This window comes from Tepidiforma sp. (genome assembly GCF_026419595.1).
GTDB lineage: Bacteria > Chloroflexota > Dehalococcoidia > Tepidiformales > Tepidiformaceae > Tepidiforma.
Genome location: NZ_JANZZD010000030.1, coordinates 1 through 14,938 on the forward strand (window position 1 = coordinate 1; position 14,938 = coordinate 14,938).

At 70.6% G+C, this 14,938-nt stretch carries 12 protein-coding genes and 2 tRNA genes; 7 read left to right on the plus strand and 7 right to left on the minus strand.

Going from position 1 to position 14,938, the window contains the following annotated elements; all coding sequences use genetic code 11:
- Window positions 1-2,547: tetratricopeptide repeat protein (locus N2041_RS12445; RefSeq protein WP_297678903.1), on the minus strand; the 2,547-nt coding region annotated here is incomplete at its 3' end.
- Between the two features lie 116 nt (window positions 2,548-2,663).
- Between N2041_RS12445 and N2041_RS12450 the strand changes: the two genes are divergently transcribed.
- On the plus strand, window positions 2,664-3,611 hold the full coding sequence (locus tag N2041_RS12450) for a hypothetical protein (protein ID WP_297678904.1): 948 nt from the start codon (window positions 2,664-2,666) through the stop codon (window positions 3,609-3,611).
- Window positions 3,612-3,626: 15 nt separating this feature from the next.
- Here the strand turns inward: N2041_RS12450 and N2041_RS12455 are convergent, their stop codons facing one another.
- Together N2041_RS12455 and N2041_RS12460 are read right to left on the minus strand one after the other, a co-directional pair.
- Window positions 3,627-3,812 carry a hypothetical protein gene (locus N2041_RS12455; RefSeq protein WP_297678905.1) on the minus strand — a complete coding sequence of 62 codons (186 nt, stop codon included), beginning with the start codon at window positions 3,810-3,812 and terminating at the stop codon, window positions 3,627-3,629.
- Window positions 3,813-3,925: 113 nt separating this feature from the next.
- Window positions 3,926-4,759 (minus strand): glycerophosphodiester phosphodiesterase family protein, encoded by an 834-nt coding sequence (locus tag N2041_RS12460; RefSeq protein ID WP_297678906.1) that lies wholly within the window; start codon window positions 4,757-4,759, stop codon window positions 3,926-3,928.
- 260 nt (window positions 4,760-5,019) lie between these two features.
- Here N2041_RS12460 and N2041_RS12465 point away from each other — a divergent pair.
- The 4 genes from N2041_RS12465 to N2041_RS12480 all read left to right on the plus strand — a co-directional run bounded on the left by N2041_RS12465 (window position 5,020) and on the right by N2041_RS12480 (window position 7,307).
- Window positions 5,020-5,095, plus strand: a tRNA-Lys gene (locus tag N2041_RS12465).
- A gap of 49 nt (window positions 5,096-5,144) precedes the next feature.
- Window positions 5,145-5,229 (plus strand) — tRNA-Leu (locus tag N2041_RS12470).
- A gap of 64 nt (window positions 5,230-5,293) precedes the next feature.
- Window positions 5,294-6,295: an ABC transporter ATP-binding protein gene (locus N2041_RS12475; protein ID WP_297678907.1), complete on the plus strand. Its 1,002-nt coding sequence runs from the start codon at window positions 5,294-5,296 to the stop codon at window positions 6,293-6,295.
- Window positions 6,279-7,307 carry an ABC transporter ATP-binding protein gene (locus N2041_RS12480; protein WP_297678908.1) on the plus strand — a complete coding sequence of 343 codons (1,029 nt, stop codon included), beginning with the start codon at window positions 6,279-6,281 and terminating at the stop codon, window positions 7,305-7,307. Before N2041_RS12475 ends, N2041_RS12480 begins: the two co-directional genes overlap by 17 nt.
- Before the next feature lie 82 nt (window positions 7,308-7,389).
- Here N2041_RS12480 and N2041_RS12485 read toward each other — a convergent pair whose 3' ends face one another.
- Complete coding sequence (locus tag N2041_RS12485) at window positions 7,390-8,487, minus strand: LLM class flavin-dependent oxidoreductase (protein WP_297678926.1); 1,098 nt, start codon at window positions 8,485-8,487, stop codon at window positions 7,390-7,392.
- A 73-nt stretch (window positions 8,488-8,560) separates the two neighbouring features.
- The gene (locus N2041_RS12490; protein WP_297678927.1) at window positions 8,561-9,862 is read right to left on the minus strand and encodes a serine/threonine-protein kinase; all 1,302 of its coding nucleotides are present in this window, start codon (window positions 9,860-9,862) and stop codon (window positions 8,561-8,563) included.
- Between N2041_RS12490 and N2041_RS12495 the strand changes: the two genes are divergently transcribed.
- Window positions 9,848-11,131 (plus strand): FtsW/RodA/SpoVE family cell cycle protein, encoded by a 1,284-nt coding sequence (locus N2041_RS12495; protein WP_297678909.1) that lies wholly within the window; start codon window positions 9,848-9,850, stop codon window positions 11,129-11,131. The genes N2041_RS12490 and N2041_RS12495 overlap by 15 nt on opposite strands.
- Before the next feature lie 6 nt (window positions 11,132-11,137).
- Here N2041_RS12495 and serA read toward each other — a convergent pair whose 3' ends face one another.
- Both serA and N2041_RS12505 read right to left on the minus strand, forming a co-directional pair.
- A complete protein-coding gene (gene serA / locus N2041_RS12500; protein WP_297678910.1) occupies window positions 11,138-12,910 on the minus strand; it encodes a phosphoglycerate dehydrogenase in 1,773 nt (590 codons plus the stop codon).
- A gap of 81 nt (window positions 12,911-12,991) precedes the next feature.
- Window positions 12,992-14,080, minus strand: coding sequence for an alanine--glyoxylate aminotransferase family protein (locus N2041_RS12505; protein WP_297678911.1), 1,089 nt, complete (start codon window positions 14,078-14,080; stop codon window positions 12,992-12,994).
- Window positions 14,081-14,291: 211 nt separating this feature from the next.
- Between N2041_RS12505 and N2041_RS12510 the strand changes: the two genes are divergently transcribed.
- Entirely contained in the window at window positions 14,292-14,933 is a 642-nt protein-coding gene (locus N2041_RS12510; protein ID WP_297678912.1) for a redox-sensing transcriptional repressor Rex, read from the plus strand.
- Window positions 14,934-14,938: the final 5 nt, after the last annotated feature.

Consider the following 14,938-nt stretch of genomic DNA (forward strand, 5'->3'; position numbering starts at 1 on the left):
GGTATAGCCGGCCCAGACGCGCTCGCCGCCGGTGATGGCGGTGGCCGCCGTGTCCTGCTCCGCCAGCGAGGAGGGGCTGCCCAGCGTCGGCAAGCCCTGCCAGGTCGGCCCCGTGAGTGTGCCGCCCAGCACCAGCTCGAAGAACGCCGCGGCGTCGCTGCTGACGAGGAAGCTCTGCCGCTCGAGGATGTCGCGGAACCAGCGCCCGGCGGCCGGCCGCGACGCGGCCCACTGCGCGAACATCGGGTTTTCCCGCACCAGCGGAACGAGCACGTTCGTCATCCACGGCTGCCGAATCGCGCAGGCGCACTTCGCGAGCGATTCCTGCGCCTCCGCCCGCCGGCTCAGGCGGAACTGCGCCATCGCCCTCCGATACCAGGCTGCGGCCGCGAACGGCGCGACGTCCATCTGTTCGAAGGCGTCTGCAGCCTCCCCGGCGAGACGCTCCGCGACGAGCGCGTTGCCGGCGGCGAGGTCGACGGCAGACTGCCGCAGCTTGCAGTACGCAATTTCGTACTGGTTGCCGGAGGCGAGCGCCACGAGCATGGCGCGACGCGCGAAGAAGTCGGCCTGCTGGAGGTCGCCCTGCCCGAGGAACGCCGCCGAGAGGCCAGCGATGGAGAGCGCGGCGAGCGTTTCGTCGAGCGCCTCGGTTGCGCAGATGCGGATCGCCTCTTCGAAGTGTTCCTGCGCCTTCTTGAAATGGCCGAGGGCCAGCTCAGCGTCGCCGAGCGAGCCCGTGGCGTAGGCGACGTTCCGGCGGTTGCCGCAGGAGATGCCTTCCGCCACGGCTTCCTCGAGCACCGCGACCGCGCTCTTGAAATCGCCCGCATCGAGGTGCGCCATGCCGAGGTTGTTGAGGGTCCAGCCGAGGTTCGACGAGCGGCCGAGCGACCGCCAGCCCTGCGCCGCGCGCGTGAGCATCGTCACCGCCGCGGGCGCGTCGCCGTGCATCGCGAGCGCCTGCCCGAGCGTCGACCGCGCGAGCAGGTCGAGCGGGCTCACGTGGTGGCGCTCGGCCTCGTCGATGGCGTCGCGGAGCAGCTCCTCGGCGCGCGGGAAGTTCCGCGTGACGCTCAGCTCGAACTCCGCCCGCTGGTAGGTCACCTCGGCGCGCAGCGCCGGGTCGCCCTCCCAGTCGAGCGCCCGGAGGCGGTCGGCCTCGCGCTGCATCTCTTCGAGGCGGCCGAGCAGCCGCAGCGCGCGCAGCCGCGCGAGGTGCGCGTGCACCCGCGCCGCACCCCGGACAGCCCGGTCCCCGAGCACCAGCCCGGCGAGCCGCAGCGCCTCGTCGGGGTCGCCGACGTGGGCTTCGGTCCGGGCCTTCAGCGCGGCGAGCAGCGGACGCCGGTCGAGCGTCGCGAGCCCGATGGCTGCGAAGGCATCGTTCAGCAGGGAGAACGACCCCCGCAGGATGAGCGCGTGGCCGTGCGCCTCGAGCAGGCCCGCGAGCTGGAGCTCCGAGCCCTGCGCGCGCGCGAGCTCGACCGCCTCGACGGTGCGCCCCGAGCGGACGAGCGCGCCGAGCACGTCGTCGAGGGCCTGGTGGAAGCCCTCAGGGTCGGCGGCGGCGAAGTCCTCGGCGATGAACTGGCGCAGCAGCGGATTGAGGCGGAACTCCCGCGGCGAGAGGTGCTCACAGAGAAAGTCCCGGCGGCTCATCCACGCGGTGAGCTCACGCCAGGCACGCAGACCGAACTCCAGCTCCACCACCGACCGCTCGATGGACGGGTGGAGCGACAGGCGATGGAGCATCCCGCGAAGGCTCGGGGGCACGCGCTCCCACACCTCCGCGGCGAGGTAGCGGTCGAAATCGGCCGCCGTGACGCCGGCGACGGCATCCCCGGCGAGCGTCGCCATGACGCCGACCGGCCAGCCGCCCGTCTGCTCGAGCACCCGGCGCGCGTCGGCCGCCGCTCCGAGCGCCCCGCTCGCCGCCGCGATTTCGTCGACGTCGAAGGCGAGCGTTTCGCGGCCCATGATGACGATGTCGCCGGTCGCCAGCCGCTCATTGAGAGCCGGCACGAACGGCATTTCGCGGCCGCAGAGCACCAGTTCATGCCCGCCCTGCATGGCGTCGATGAGCCACCCGAGGAGCTGGAGCGACTCGTGCGATTCGGCGATCTCGTGGACGTTGTCGAGCACGAGCAGGAGCGGGCGCTCGCACCCCGCTGCCGCGTCGTGCACGGCCGCGCTGACGTAGGCCTGCAGGTCGCTCAGCTTCAACGCCGTGGGGGGCGGCGGCGCCAGCACGTTCCGGGCGAGCGCGGCGCCGATCTGGTGGGCAAAGGCTTCAGGCGCGCGAGCCGTCGCATCGAGGGTGAGCCAGCGCGGCTCGAAGTCCAGCTCTTCGAGCGCCATCGCGACTGCCGTGGTCTTTCCGTACCCGGGCGGCGCGACGACCGCGATGATGCCGCTTCCCACCCCGCGGTGCATTTCGCCCACCACGCGCGGGCGCGCGACGAGCCGCCGCGGCAGCCGGGGAACGGCAAGCCGTCCGCCGGGGCTGGCCTTCGGCCGCGTCGGGGGCACAAGCGTCGCCGTCATCCGATGCCGGAATGGTACGCCTGGCCTCTCAGATTCGCCAGTGGCGCCCCGGTTGACGTTTGCACACCGCCCGGTGTTATGGTGAGGCGGCCAGCGCCCCCGCTGTTGGTGATGTCATGCGATGGTCCTTCCTGCCGGCGCTCGCCGCCGGCCTCCTGCTCCTCATCGCGGCCGCCGCGCCGCGCGAATCAGCCCGCGCCGCCGGCCCCTGCGGCACCCCGCACGACGCTCTCGATGCCCAGGAGCAGCAGTTCCTGCAGCTCATCCAGGCGTGGCGCGACCAGAACGTCAGCCCCTCGACGCCCCTCCAGGTCTCCGGCGCGCTCAACGCCGCGGCCGCGTGGTTCGCCCAGTGGCAGGTCGATAACGGCGCGCCCGGCGGCCACGGCGACAGCTTCGGCCGCAACTGGGCGCAGCGCGCGCTCGATTGCGGCTACACGGGCACCACCTCCGGCGGCACGCCGTACGCCTACGGCAGCGGCGAAGGCATCCGCGCCTACACCAGCAGTCAACCCATCCAGGTGAGCGCGGCCCAGGCCGCGGCCGACATGGCCTACCCCGGGAGCGGCATCTGGGCATCCACGCCCTCCGCGTCGCTGCCCTTCAAGTGCGTCGGCGCCGGCCGGGCTTCGAGCAGCGACGGCCGGCGGGTCGCCTGGGTCGTGGTCATCGCGCAGTACCCGGCGAACCAGCCGTGCCCCGGTGCGGCGGCCTCCGCCCCGACGGCGACGCCGACATCGGCGGCCACGGTGACCCCGTCGCCGACACCGACCCGCACGCCGTCGCCGACACCGACCCCGACGCCGACGCCGCTCCCCCGGCAAGACGGCGCGGCCGTCACGCTCTGGGAGGGATGGAACCTCGTAGTGCTGCCGGCCGGGCCGGTCGACGCCGTCCTCGCGCGGGCAGCTGGCTGCTACGGGGCCGTCTACCAGTTCGATGGGACGCGGTGGCGCCGCTACATTCCCGGCGCGCCCGGGTACGTCAATTCCCTCGGGACGCTCGACGGCGGCCCGGCCTGGGTCCAGGGCACGAGCCGCAACTGCGGATTGGTCCTGCTCTGAAGCGCGGCCCGGCGATTACAGGGCGCCGGGGAGGACGCTGAAGCCCGGCGAGTTCGCGATGGCCTGGCCGAGGGTGACCAGCGCGGCCACGCAGGCGAGCGCGATGAGCGCGAGGATGAGCGCGTACTCGGCAAGGCCCTGCCCCGTTTCGTCGTCCGTCCTTCCGACGCGGGCGCCCAGCCAGGTGGCGAAACGTTTCATGCCGGCAATCCCCCGGTAGTCTCTCCCTGCATCGAGGTTCGGCCGCTGCCGGCCGCTTCAACCGGTCGGGCGCGGGGGAGAATGCGTAACGCTGCCGTGAACCGCGTTGCTGCTCAGGGGACGGCGGCCCGCGCCCGCCCAGCAGCGCAGGCTTCGGCCGCCGCCCGCGGCACGTCGGTGATCACCGTCGTCACGCCGGCCGCCCAGAGCCGATCGAGCGTCGCCCCGAGCGGGTCCCGCGCCTTCAGCGTCCACGCGGCGAGCTCGATGCCCCGCTGCGCCAGCTCCTCGCCGAGCAGCACACCGAGCTCCGCCATTCGGAGGACCGTGCCGATGTCGACCATCCATTCGCGGGCCGCGGGCACCATGCCGTGCAGCTCATCGATGCGCGCCTCGAGGTACTCCCGGGGCGTCGTGTACGGGTTTCGCGCGAGCGGCGAATCGTCCCAGAACCCGTGGATGCCCCGCTGCCGCGGATACGGCGCCTGGCGGCGCGCCGGCGTGTAGTTCAGGAAGAGCGTCGGGTCGAACGCGACAGGAACCTCCGTGAGCTTGCGCAGGTTCCAGGGCGACTGCGACCCGACGATGACGTTCCCCTGGAGCGGCCGGAGCGCGGCCTCGAGCGCCTTCACCCGCGTCGGCGAAATCGGCCGGTTCAGCTTGAGATCCACCTGGAGCATCGTGTCGGAACCGGCCATGGCCTCGACGACCTCGTCGAGGAAGGCGAGCGGCTCGCCCGTCTTGCGGTACGTGACTGCACGGAGGCTCAGCGCGGGCAGCCCGGCGATGGAGCCGGCCCCGGTGGAGTGTCGTTCCAGGGTTCCGTCATGGAAACAGACCATCCGGTCATCGGCGGTGAACCGGACGTCGACCTCGAGCCGCGGCACCCGGGCCTCGACGCATTCGCGAACCGCCGCGAGGGAGTTCGGCGCGTGTTTCCCGCTCAACGTGGCCGAATGACAGCAGAAGACGCGCCGGCGGCCGAGCACGGCAGGAGCCAATGCTTCGCGCAACCATTCGTCGTCGGCGCCCACGCTTCGAGCGTAGCGGTCAGCGCGTTAACGTGCGAGGGAGATACGGTCTACGCGGCTTTCTGCATGCTGGACCGGGCGGGCGCGCCGCGGTAACGTAAACGCAGCGGTTATTGGCAAGTCGCGCAGTTGCCGCGACGCGAAAGGCCCGTGATATACTCCCGCGCGTCCTGAGGGGGCCGCTAGCTCAACTGGCAGAGCAGCTGACTCTTAATCAGCCGGTTGGAGGTTCGAGTCCTCCGCGGCTCACCAGCTCCCTGTTCGACCGCCGGGCAGCCACGCGGCCGCCCGGGCACTTCGTGGGGAAGTGTCGGAATCGGCAGACGAGCATGACTTAGGATCATGTGCCGCAAGGCGTAGGAGTTCGAGTCTCCTCTTCCCCACCACTCGAACCCCGCCCCAGGGCGAACACCGGTCTTGCCGGCCACGCCGGGCGCGAAAGGAGAAGGGATGCCGCTACTCGAGGTCAAAGACCTGCGAACGTACTTCTACACGCAGGAGGGCGTCGTCAAAGCCGTCGACGGCACGTCCTACGTGGTAGAAGAAGGAGAAACGCTCGGGCTCGTCGGCGAATCCGGCTGCGGGAAGAGCGTTTCCGCGCTCTCCATCCTCCGCCTGATCCCCCAGCCGCCCGGCAAGATCGTCTCCGGCGAAATCATCTTCAAGGGGCGCGACCTCCTGAAGCTGGACGAGGATGAGATCCGGAAGATCCGCGGCAACGAGATCGCCATGGTCTTCCAGGAGCCGATGACCTCCCTCAACCCGGTCCTCACGATCGGCCGCCAGCTCACGGAGACCCTCGAGCTCCACATGGACCTCCACGGGCAGGCCGCCCGCAACCGGGCGGCCGAGCTGCTCGAGATGGTCGGCATCCCCGAGGCGAAGCGCCGGCTCGACGATTACCCGCACCAGTTCTCCGGCGGCATGCGCCAGCGCGTGATGATCGCCATGGCGATGAGCTGCAACCCGAAGCTTCTGCTCGCCGATGAGCCGACGACCGCGCTCGACGTGACCATCCAGGCCCAGATCCTCGAGGTCATGAACCGCCTCAGCCGCGAGTTCGGCACCGCGGTCATCATCATCACGCACAACCTCGGCGTGGTCGCGCGCTATGCGGACCGCGTGAACGTGATGTACGCCGGCCGGGTCATCGAAACGGCCTCGGCCGTCGAGCTCTACCGGAACCCGAAGCACCCGTACACCGTCGGCCTGCTGAACTCGGTGCCCCGGCTCGATGAGACCCGGAAGGAGAAGCTCATCCCGATCGAAGGCCTCCCGCCGGACCTCGCCCACCTGCCGCCGGGCTGCCCGTTCTATCCTCGCTGCGCCTGGCGCGTCGACAAGTGCCGCGAGGAATACCCGCCCTTCAACCTGGTAGGCGAAAAGCACTACGCCGCCTGCTGGGAATCTGAACGTGTCCGCCGGGAGGTGCCAGTTGGCGCAGCAAACTAGCTCCACCACGCGACAGGGCCGCGCCGCCATCGGCGACACCCTCGTCCAGGTCGACAACCTGAAGGTCTACTTCCCGGTCACGTCCGGCATCATCTTCCAGCGGAAAGTCGCCGACGTCCGCGCCGTCGACGAAATCTCGTTCGAAATCCGGCGCGGCGAGACGCTCGGCCTCGTCGGCGAATCCGGCTGCGGGAAGAGCACGACCGGCAAGGCGATTCTCCAGCTCACCCGGCCGACCGCCGGCTCCGTCGTCTTCGACGGCACCGACCTGACGAAGATCAAGGGGGGCGAACTCCGCCGCTTCCGCCGCCGCATGCAGATGATCTTCCAGGACCCCTACGCGAGCCTGAACCCGCGCATGTCCGTCGGCAGCATCATCAGCGAGCCCCTCACCATCCACAAGCTCGCCAGCGGCAAAGAGAAGAAGGAGCGGGTCCAGCAGCTCCTCCAGACGGTCGGCCTGAACCCGTACTTCGCGAACCGCTTCCCGCACGAGTTCTCCGGCGGCCAGCGCCAGCGCATCGGCATCGCCCGCGCCCTCGCGGTTGAACCGGACTTCATCGTCTGCGACGAGCCGGTCTCCGCCCTCGACGTCTCCATCCAGGCCCAGATCATCAACCTCCTGCAGGACCTGCAGGACCAGTTCGGCCTCACCTATCTGTTCATCGCCCACGACCTCTCCGTCGTGCGCCACATCTCGGACCGCGTCGGGGTCATGTACCTCGGCCACATGATGGAGCTCACCGACCGCGACTCCATCTTCGAAAACCCGCTCCACCCGTACACCAAGGCGCTCCTTTCGGCGGTGCCGATTCCCGACCCGGACGTGGAGCGGAAGCGCGAGCGCATCATCCTCCTCGGCGACGTGCCGAGCCCGCTTCGCCCGCCGCCCGGCTGCGTCTTCCACACCCGCTGCCCGATCGCGATCGACGAATGCCGCGCCCGCCGGCCCGACTGGCGGAACGTCGGCACGGCCGACCGCGAGCACTGGGTCTGGTGCCACCGCGTCTGACCCGAGCGGAGCATCGCACCGAAAAGGGAAGGGGGCCGACGATCGGCCCCCTTCGTGCGTTCGCTGCGGACCCGGCGGCCGCCTACACCGCAGCCGGCTGGAGCGCCCGGTTGACCCGCGGCAGCACTTCGCGCGCCAGCAGCTCCATCGACTGGCGCCACGGCCCCGGGGCGTCGGCGTAATCGAACCCCAGCACGAGCAAGGTGCCGAAGCCGCCGACTTCCCGGTGCATCGCCAGCAGCTTCTCGGTCACCGTCTCGACCGACCCCACGAGCCAGCCGTGGTCGACGAAGTACTCCGGCGTGAGGTCGGCAGCCGAGACCGACGAGTCTGTCGTCATCCACTGGGCGAAGTCGAACGCCCGGAAGAGCGGCAGCAGGTACTCGCGCTCCTGCCGGCCCATGTTCCCCTCCAGGCACCAGCGGCGCGCCTCGGCGTCGGTCTCGCCGACGAAGACTTCGCGCACGATGCGCCAGCTCGCGCGGTCGGCCGGCCGGCCAGCGGCCTGCGCCGATTCTTCGTACACGTCCCAGTGCGTCTTGATGTAGTGCGGGCTGAGATTCAGGCTCATCGGGATGAAGCCGCGCTCACCGGCCAGCTTGAGGGTGTCGGACCGCGGGCTCAGCCCGGCGATGCCGATCGGCGGATGGGGCTTCTGGTAGGGCTTCAGGTGGTGATAGAGCAGCCCGTCGACCATCGGCGGCGGGACGTGCACCGTCCAGTACTGGCCCTCGTACCGCATCTCGCCGTCCGCCTCCCAGATGCGGAGGATGATGTCGAGCGCTTCCGCCGTCATTCGCCGGTTCTCGCCCGAGGCCCCGTCGACATCGAACAGGTGCCAGTCCGATGGGAGACCGCTCGAGCCGACGCCGAACATGAACCGGCCCTGCGCGAGGTGGTCGAGGTAGGCGACCCGGGCCGCGAGCTCCGCAGGGTGGTGGTAGGGCAGCAGGTGGGCGCCCGGCGCCAGCTTGATGCGCGACGTCTGCAGCAGCGCCTGCGCGATGAGCAGGTCGGGCGCGGGCACCGGCTCCCAGATGGCCGTGAAGTGCTCCCCGATCCACGCCTCCGAGAACCCGAGCTCGTCGGCCCAGCGGATCATCTGCAGATCCCACTGGGCGCCGTCGTACGGCGACCGCTCCGGCGGATGGGTCGGCATCATGAACAGTCCGAGTTGCATGGTCACCTCCGCCAGCCATGCTATCGCACGATAGACAGATTCGATGCCTGCGATGCACGACTTTTGACGAACGTCAAGGCGTGGGGGTCGTGACAGGGGTCGCGCCGGGCGGCGTCGCCGTCGCGGGCATCGGCGGCATCTGCGTACCCGCCGGGGTCGGTGTGGCGGCCGTCGGCGAGGGGCTCGGCGATGGCGTCGGGCTGGGCGCTTCCGTCGGTGTCGGGCTGGGGGAGGGCACGGGCGACGGGGCGGGCGTCGGCGTGGGCTCCGGCGCGCTCGTGGGGACCGGCGTGGGGGCGGGCGGCTGGCCGCTTCGTCCGCCATCGGTAAGCAGGGCAGCGAGCAGCACCCCGGCGCCGGCTGCGAACATCAGAACCCCGACCACGGCGACGACCGTGAACCAGCCGGCGCCCGAGCCCCTGCGGCGCGCGGGCGGCGCCGGCGCGCGCGGCACCCGGGCCGTCGTGTGCCGCCGCAGCTCCGGCGGGCGGCCCGGCGGCGCCGCGATCGGCGCGGAGGCCGCCGGCCCGGCGGGAATGGAGCCGAGCGCCGCCCCGAACGCATGGAGGTCCGGGTAGCGCGCCGAGGGTTCGACGGAAAGCCCCCGCGCCAGCACCGCCTCGAACGCGGCCGAGGCGCCCGGGGCGAACCGCCGGAGCGGCGGTGCGGGCGCGGCCAGCCGCTGACCGGCGACAGCCGCCGGCGAGCTCCCGGCCCAGGGCAGCCGCCCTGCGGCCGCCTCGTAGAGCGTCAGCGCCAGCGCGTACTGGTCAGAGGCCGGCGACGGCGGCGAACCCTGGATGACCTCCGGGGCGAGGTAGGCGATGGTGCCGAGCAGGTCGTTCGCCATCGCCGGCGAGAGCGTCCGCCCGAGCGTCTCGGCCACGCCGAAATCGGCCAGCTTCGCCGCCCCGTGCTCGTTCACGAGGATGTTTTCCGGCTTCACGTCGCCGTGGACGATGCCCTGTTCGTGGGCGTAGGCGAGCGCGGCCGCGACCTGCCGCCCGAGCCGGAGCGCTTCCTGTTCGGTGAGCCGGCCCTGGGTGGCGATGAGCTGGCGCAGGGTATAGCCGTGGACGTACTCGGTGACGATGTAGCGTTGGCCTTCGTGCTCCCCGGCGTCGTAGACGGCGACGATGTTGGGGTGCTGGAGCCGCGCGACGACCCGCGCCTCGCGTTCGAAGGCCGCGACCGCTTCGGGGTCGATCGCCTCGGTAAGGGACGCATGGAGCGCCTTGAGCGCGACCCACCGCCCGAGCCGGAGGTCCTCGGCGAGCCACACTTCGGCCATCCCGCCGGTTCCGAGCAAGCGCTCGAGGCGGTATCGTCCGTCTACGATGTCCGCAGCGGAGAGCGTCAGGTGAACCTCCAGCAGGCGCTTTCGCGGGAGCGGGCAGCCGAGGCGGCGCTCCTGGCCGGGCCGCTGGCGCTGCTGCTCCTCGGCTGGCGGGCGCTCGCGGCGAGCGGCTTCGAACTGCCCGGCGGCATGGTTCGCATCGTAGCGCAGGCCGCGCTTTGCCTCATCGCGATGCACCTCGCGCTCCGGGCCGTCGCGCCGCGCGCCCGGCCGGAAGTGCTTCCCGCCGTCGCCCTGCTGGCGCTCCTCGGCGTCGTGTTCGTCGCACGTCTCGCGCCGGCCTCAGCCGCCCAGCAGGCGAACTGGCTTGCGCTCGGCGTCGCCGCGTTCGCCATGGGCCTCGCGGCTGGCCGGGTGCCGGCCCGGCTGCGCTCCCTCACCTATTCGAGCGGCCTGCTGGCCGTCGCCGTCCTCGTCGTCACCGGCCTCGTCGGCGAAACCATCAACGGCGCACGGCTCTGGGTCCGCATCGCGGGCCAGTCCGTCCAGACCACCGAGTTCATCAAAGCGTTCCTGATTCTCTTCCTCGCCGGCTACCTCGCCGATGCCGGCGGGGCGCTCTCGCGGCCCGTGGACCGGCTCGCCGCGGCCCGGGTGCCCGGGGCGGCCTACGTGCTGCCGCTCGCCCTCGTGCTCGCCGGGGCCGTCGCCGCGCTCGCGCTCCTGCGCGACCTCGGGTCGATCGCGCTGCTGCTGCTCCTCGCCATCGCGATGCTCTACCTCGCCACCGGCCGGGTCCGGTTCGCGGCCGCAGGGTTCGCGATGGTCCTCGCGACTGGCCTCGTCGGCTACCTCGTCTTCGGGCATGTGCAGGCCCGGGTCGACGCCTGGCTCGACCCCGGCGCCGACCCGGCGGGCAGCGGCTACCAGTCGCTCCAGGCGACGTATGCGGTCAACGCGGGCGGCGTCCTCGGCGCCGGGCTGGGCCGCGGGATGCCAACCGTCGTCCCGGCGGCCTCGACCGATTATGTCTTCACTGCGGTGGCCGAAGAGCTGGGCCTCGCCGGGGCTGCGGGGGTGGTGCTCGCCTACGCCGTGCTGCTCCATGCCGGGCTGCGGGTCGCCGCCGAACAGACGGGCACCTACGAGCGCCTGCTCGCCGCGGCCGTCGCCCTCCTGATCGCCATCCAGGCCGCGGTCATCATCGCCGGGAACCTCCGGCTCATCCCGACGACGGGCATCACCCTGCCGTTCGTCAGCTACGGCGGTTCGAGCCTCGTCGTAAACCTCGGCCTCGTCGGGCTCCTGCTCGGGCTGTCGCATGCCGCCCGCGCCAGCCGGACTTGACGCCGTCTACAGCCGGACCAGCCGCACGTTGTAGATGCCGTCGATCGCTTCGACCTGCGCCAGCTGCTCCGACGTCGGCTCTTCGTCGACGGCGATCAGCATCAGGGCGCGCCCGCGGCGGGCGCGCCGCCCGACCTGCATCGACTGGATGTTGATGTCGAACTGGCCCAGCAGCGTCCCGACGCGTCCGATCATCCCCGGGCGGTCTTCGTTGTCGCAGACGATGATGCACATCCCGCGTTCGGGCGCGATATCGACGTCGAGCCCGTTGATGAGCACGATGCGCGGCTGCCCGCGCTCGACCGTGCCCGACACCGCGACCTCCGCCTCGCTCGTCTTCACCTTGACGCTCACCAGATTGAGGAACACTTCGTGGGAAGCCCGGGTCGTCTCGCGGATGTCCCAGCCGCGGCTCGTCGCGATGAGGTGCGCGTTGACGATGTTGACGTTCTCTTCGCTGATTGGGCGGAGCAGGCCGCGGATCACCGCCGCGCGCAGCGGCGTCGTGTCGTGCTCGGTGATTTCGCCGTAGTACTCGATGTCGATCGCTTCGAGCTTCCCGGTGACGAGCTGCGTCGCCACCATGCCGAGCTGCTCCGCGACCCCCATGTAGGGACCAACCACCTGGAGTGTCTCCGGCGCGAGGAGGGGGGCATTCACGGCATAGCGTGCCGGCCGGCCTTCCAGCACGTCGACGATCTGCTCCGCGACGTCGATCGCGACGCGCTCCTGCGCCTCCGCCGTCGAGGCGCCGAGGTGCGGCGTCGTGATGATGCGCGGGTCGCCGAGGAGCGGGTTGTCGGCAGGCGGCGGCTCCGACGTGAAGACGTCGACGGCGGCACCCGCTACCTTGCCGCTCCGCACCGCCTCCGCGAGGGCCGCTTCATCGATGATGCCGCCCCGCGCGACGTTGATGATGCGCACCCCGTCCTTCATCTTGGCGAGCTCGGCGGCGCCGATCATCCCCTGCGTCGCCGCCGTAAGCGGCGGGTGCACCGAGATGAAGTCGGACAGCATCAGGAGCTGCTCGAAGTCCACCGATTCGACGCCGAGGGCACGCGCCCGTTCCACCGGCACGAAGGGGTCGACGGCGAGCACGCGCATCTCCATCGCGACCGCCCGGCGGGCCACCTCCGAGCCGATTTTGCCCAGCCCGACGATGCCGAGCGTCTTGCCGCGCACTTCGGTGCCGATGTAGCTCTTCCGGTCCCACTTGCCCGCGCGCATCGAGGCATCGGCCTGCGGAATGTGGCGCGCGAGCGCCATGAGCAGCGCGATCGTGTGTTCCGCGGCTGCGACGGTATTCCCCTGCGGCGCGTTCACGACGATGACGCCGCGCTCGGTCGCCGCATCGAGGTCGATGTTGTCGACGCCGACGCCCGCGCGGCCGACGACCTGCAGCTTCGCCGCCGCCTCGATGACGGGCCGCGTCACCTTCGTCTCGCTCCGCACGACGAGCGCGTCGTACTCCGGAATCGCCGCGATGAGCGAGTCCTGCGGAAGGCCGGTGCGAACGTCGACGTCCGCGACGCGCCGCAGGAGTTCGATGCCTTCGGGGGCAACCGGGTCGGCGATGAGGACACGGGGACGGCGTGACTCAGACATGGGCTGGAGCTTCTCCTTGAGGGTGGCGAGCGCGAGTTCGATGGCGGGCGGGATGCGCGTCTTGCCGGCCTCCCAGCGGCTGATCGTGCCCTGGTCCACGCCGAGCGCTTCCGCCATGGTGCTCTGCGAGAGGCCCAGTGCCGTCCGTGCCGCGACGAACTCGTCCGGGGTCATCGTGCTATGCAGTATGCATGACGCACCCGGCCTATGCAAACTGCATAGGCCGGGTGTGCTCGAACCGCGCCGGGGAACGCGTCAGACCTTCGCGCCAGCCTCTGCGAGCAGCTTCTCCACGACGTCGAGCGCCTCCGCGACTTCCGCCTGGTGCACCCAGCCGAGGTGGCCGACCCGGAAGATCTTCCCCTCGAGCTTGCCCTGCCCGCCGCCGAGCACCACGCCGAACTCTTCGCGGGCGCGCCGGCTGATCGCCTTCCCGTCCACCCCTTCCGGCCACCACACGGCCGTCACGGTATTCGAAGCGTACCGCTCGTCGACCGGGACGAGTTTGAGGCCCATCGCCTTCACGCGTTCGCGGGTGTAGTTGGCGATGGCTTCGTGCCGGGTGAAGATGCCTTCCAGCCCTTCGGCGCGCATCAGCTCGAACGCCTTATCGAGCGCGTAGTAGACGGACATCGCCGGGGTCCACGGGTTCTGCAGCTTCGCGAGCGAATCGCGTGTCTTGGCGGCGTCGAAGTAGTAGCGCGGCATCTTCGCCTCAGCGTTCGCCGCCCATGCCCGCTCGCTCAGGTAAACGAACGCAAGCCCGGGCGGGACCATCCAGCCCTTCTGCGAGCCGCTGACGACGACGTCGAGCCCCCAGCGCTCGACCGGGCACGGGATGGAGCTCATGCTGCTCACCGCGTCGACGAGGATGAGCCGGTCCCGGGCGCGGACCTCTTTCGCGATCGCCTCGAGCGGGTTCGTCACGCCCGTCGACGTCTCGTTGTGCGTGACGAGCACGGCCTTGATGGACGGATCCTCGTCGAGCATCCGCGCGATGACCGCCGGGTCAGCCGCCTCGCCCCATTCGGTCGCGTAGCTGACGACATCGGCGCCGTACGCCTTCGCGATCGACTTGAACCGGTCGCCGAAGGAGCCGATCGAGACCGAGAGGACGCGGTCGCCGGGGCTCAGCGTGTTGACGACCGCCACTTCGAGGCCTCCCGTGCCCGAGGTCGTGAACGAGAGGACGTCGGTGGAGCTGCCGAACACCCAGTTCAGCCCATCGGTCACGCGGCGGAGGATCTGGGCGAACTCCGGGCCGCGGTGGTTCATCATCTGCATCGCGCCCGCAGCGAGGACCTCCTCGGGGCAGGGCGTCGGGCCAGGGATGCGCAGGTTCACAATCGTCTCCGGGGGAAGATGGTGCCTTCATCGTCAGCGGTCATCGGCGATGGGTCAATCGAAGATGCAGCGCCCGCAAACGGCACATTCGATAGCAAGAACTTCATCCGTCTATCACCTGTCCAGCATCACGCAGTGATGTGCGAGGGTTGACCCGCGCCGGGGACCGGGCATATAGTCCGCCGAAAGTTACGGATTTCACAACCCCGCCATGGCGCTTGAAATCCCCGAAGTCGTCATCAACCGCCTCCCGGTATATGCGCGCGCACTCGCCGAGCTGGCAGCCCGGGGCGAGACGGTCGTCAGCTCGCAGGCGCTCGGTGAACTGCTCGACGTGACGCCCGCGCAGATCCGGAAGGATCTCAGCTACTTCGGCCGGTTCGGCAAGCAGGGCCGCGGCTACAACGTCCAGGGCCTCCTCTCCAAGCTCCGGGAAATCCTCGGCATCGACCGCCAGTGGCGGGTCTGCCTCGTCGGCGTCGGGCGCCTCGGCCAGGCGATCGCCGAGTACGGCGGGTTCGGGCCGCAGGGTTTCCACATCGTTGCCGCCTTCGATGCCAACCCCGGCGTCGTCGGGCGGGAGGTCGGCGGCGTCACCGTCCGCCACATCGACGAGCTCGACGACTACCTCAGGGCGAACCGGGTCGATATCGGCATCGTCGCCGTCCCGGCCGTCGAAGCCCAGTCGGTGGTCGATCGGCTGGTCCACGCCGGCATCAAGGCGATCCTGAACTACGCCCCCATCACGGCCCACGTTCCGCACGACGTCACCATCCGGCACATCGACCCGGTGCTCGCCATGCAGAGCATGACCTTCTACATCAAGCGCAGCGAGTACGGCGGCGCGAAATAGGGAGG

Coding starts and splice junctions, on each gene's coding strand:
- N2041_RS12450 (WP_297678904.1), top strand. CDS start 2,664: ATGCGATGGTCCTTCCTGCCGGCGCTCGCCGCCGGCCTCCTGCTCCTC.
- N2041_RS12455 (WP_297678905.1), bottom strand. CDS start 3,812: ATGAAACGTTTCGCCACCTGGCTGGGCGCCCGCGTCGGAAGGACGGAC.
- N2041_RS12475 (WP_297678907.1), top strand. CDS start 5,294: ATGCCGCTACTCGAGGTCAAAGACCTGCGAACGTACTTCTACACGCAG.
- N2041_RS12485 (WP_297678926.1), bottom strand. CDS start 8,487: ATGCAACTCGGACTGTTCATGATGCCGACCCATCCGCCGGAGCGGTCG.
- serA (WP_297678910.1), bottom strand. CDS start 12,910: ATGACCCCGGACGAGTTCGTCGCGGCACGGACGGCACTGGGCCTCTCG.
- N2041_RS12510 (WP_297678912.1), top strand. CDS start 14,292: ATGGCGCTTGAAATCCCCGAAGTCGTCATCAACCGCCTCCCGGTATAT.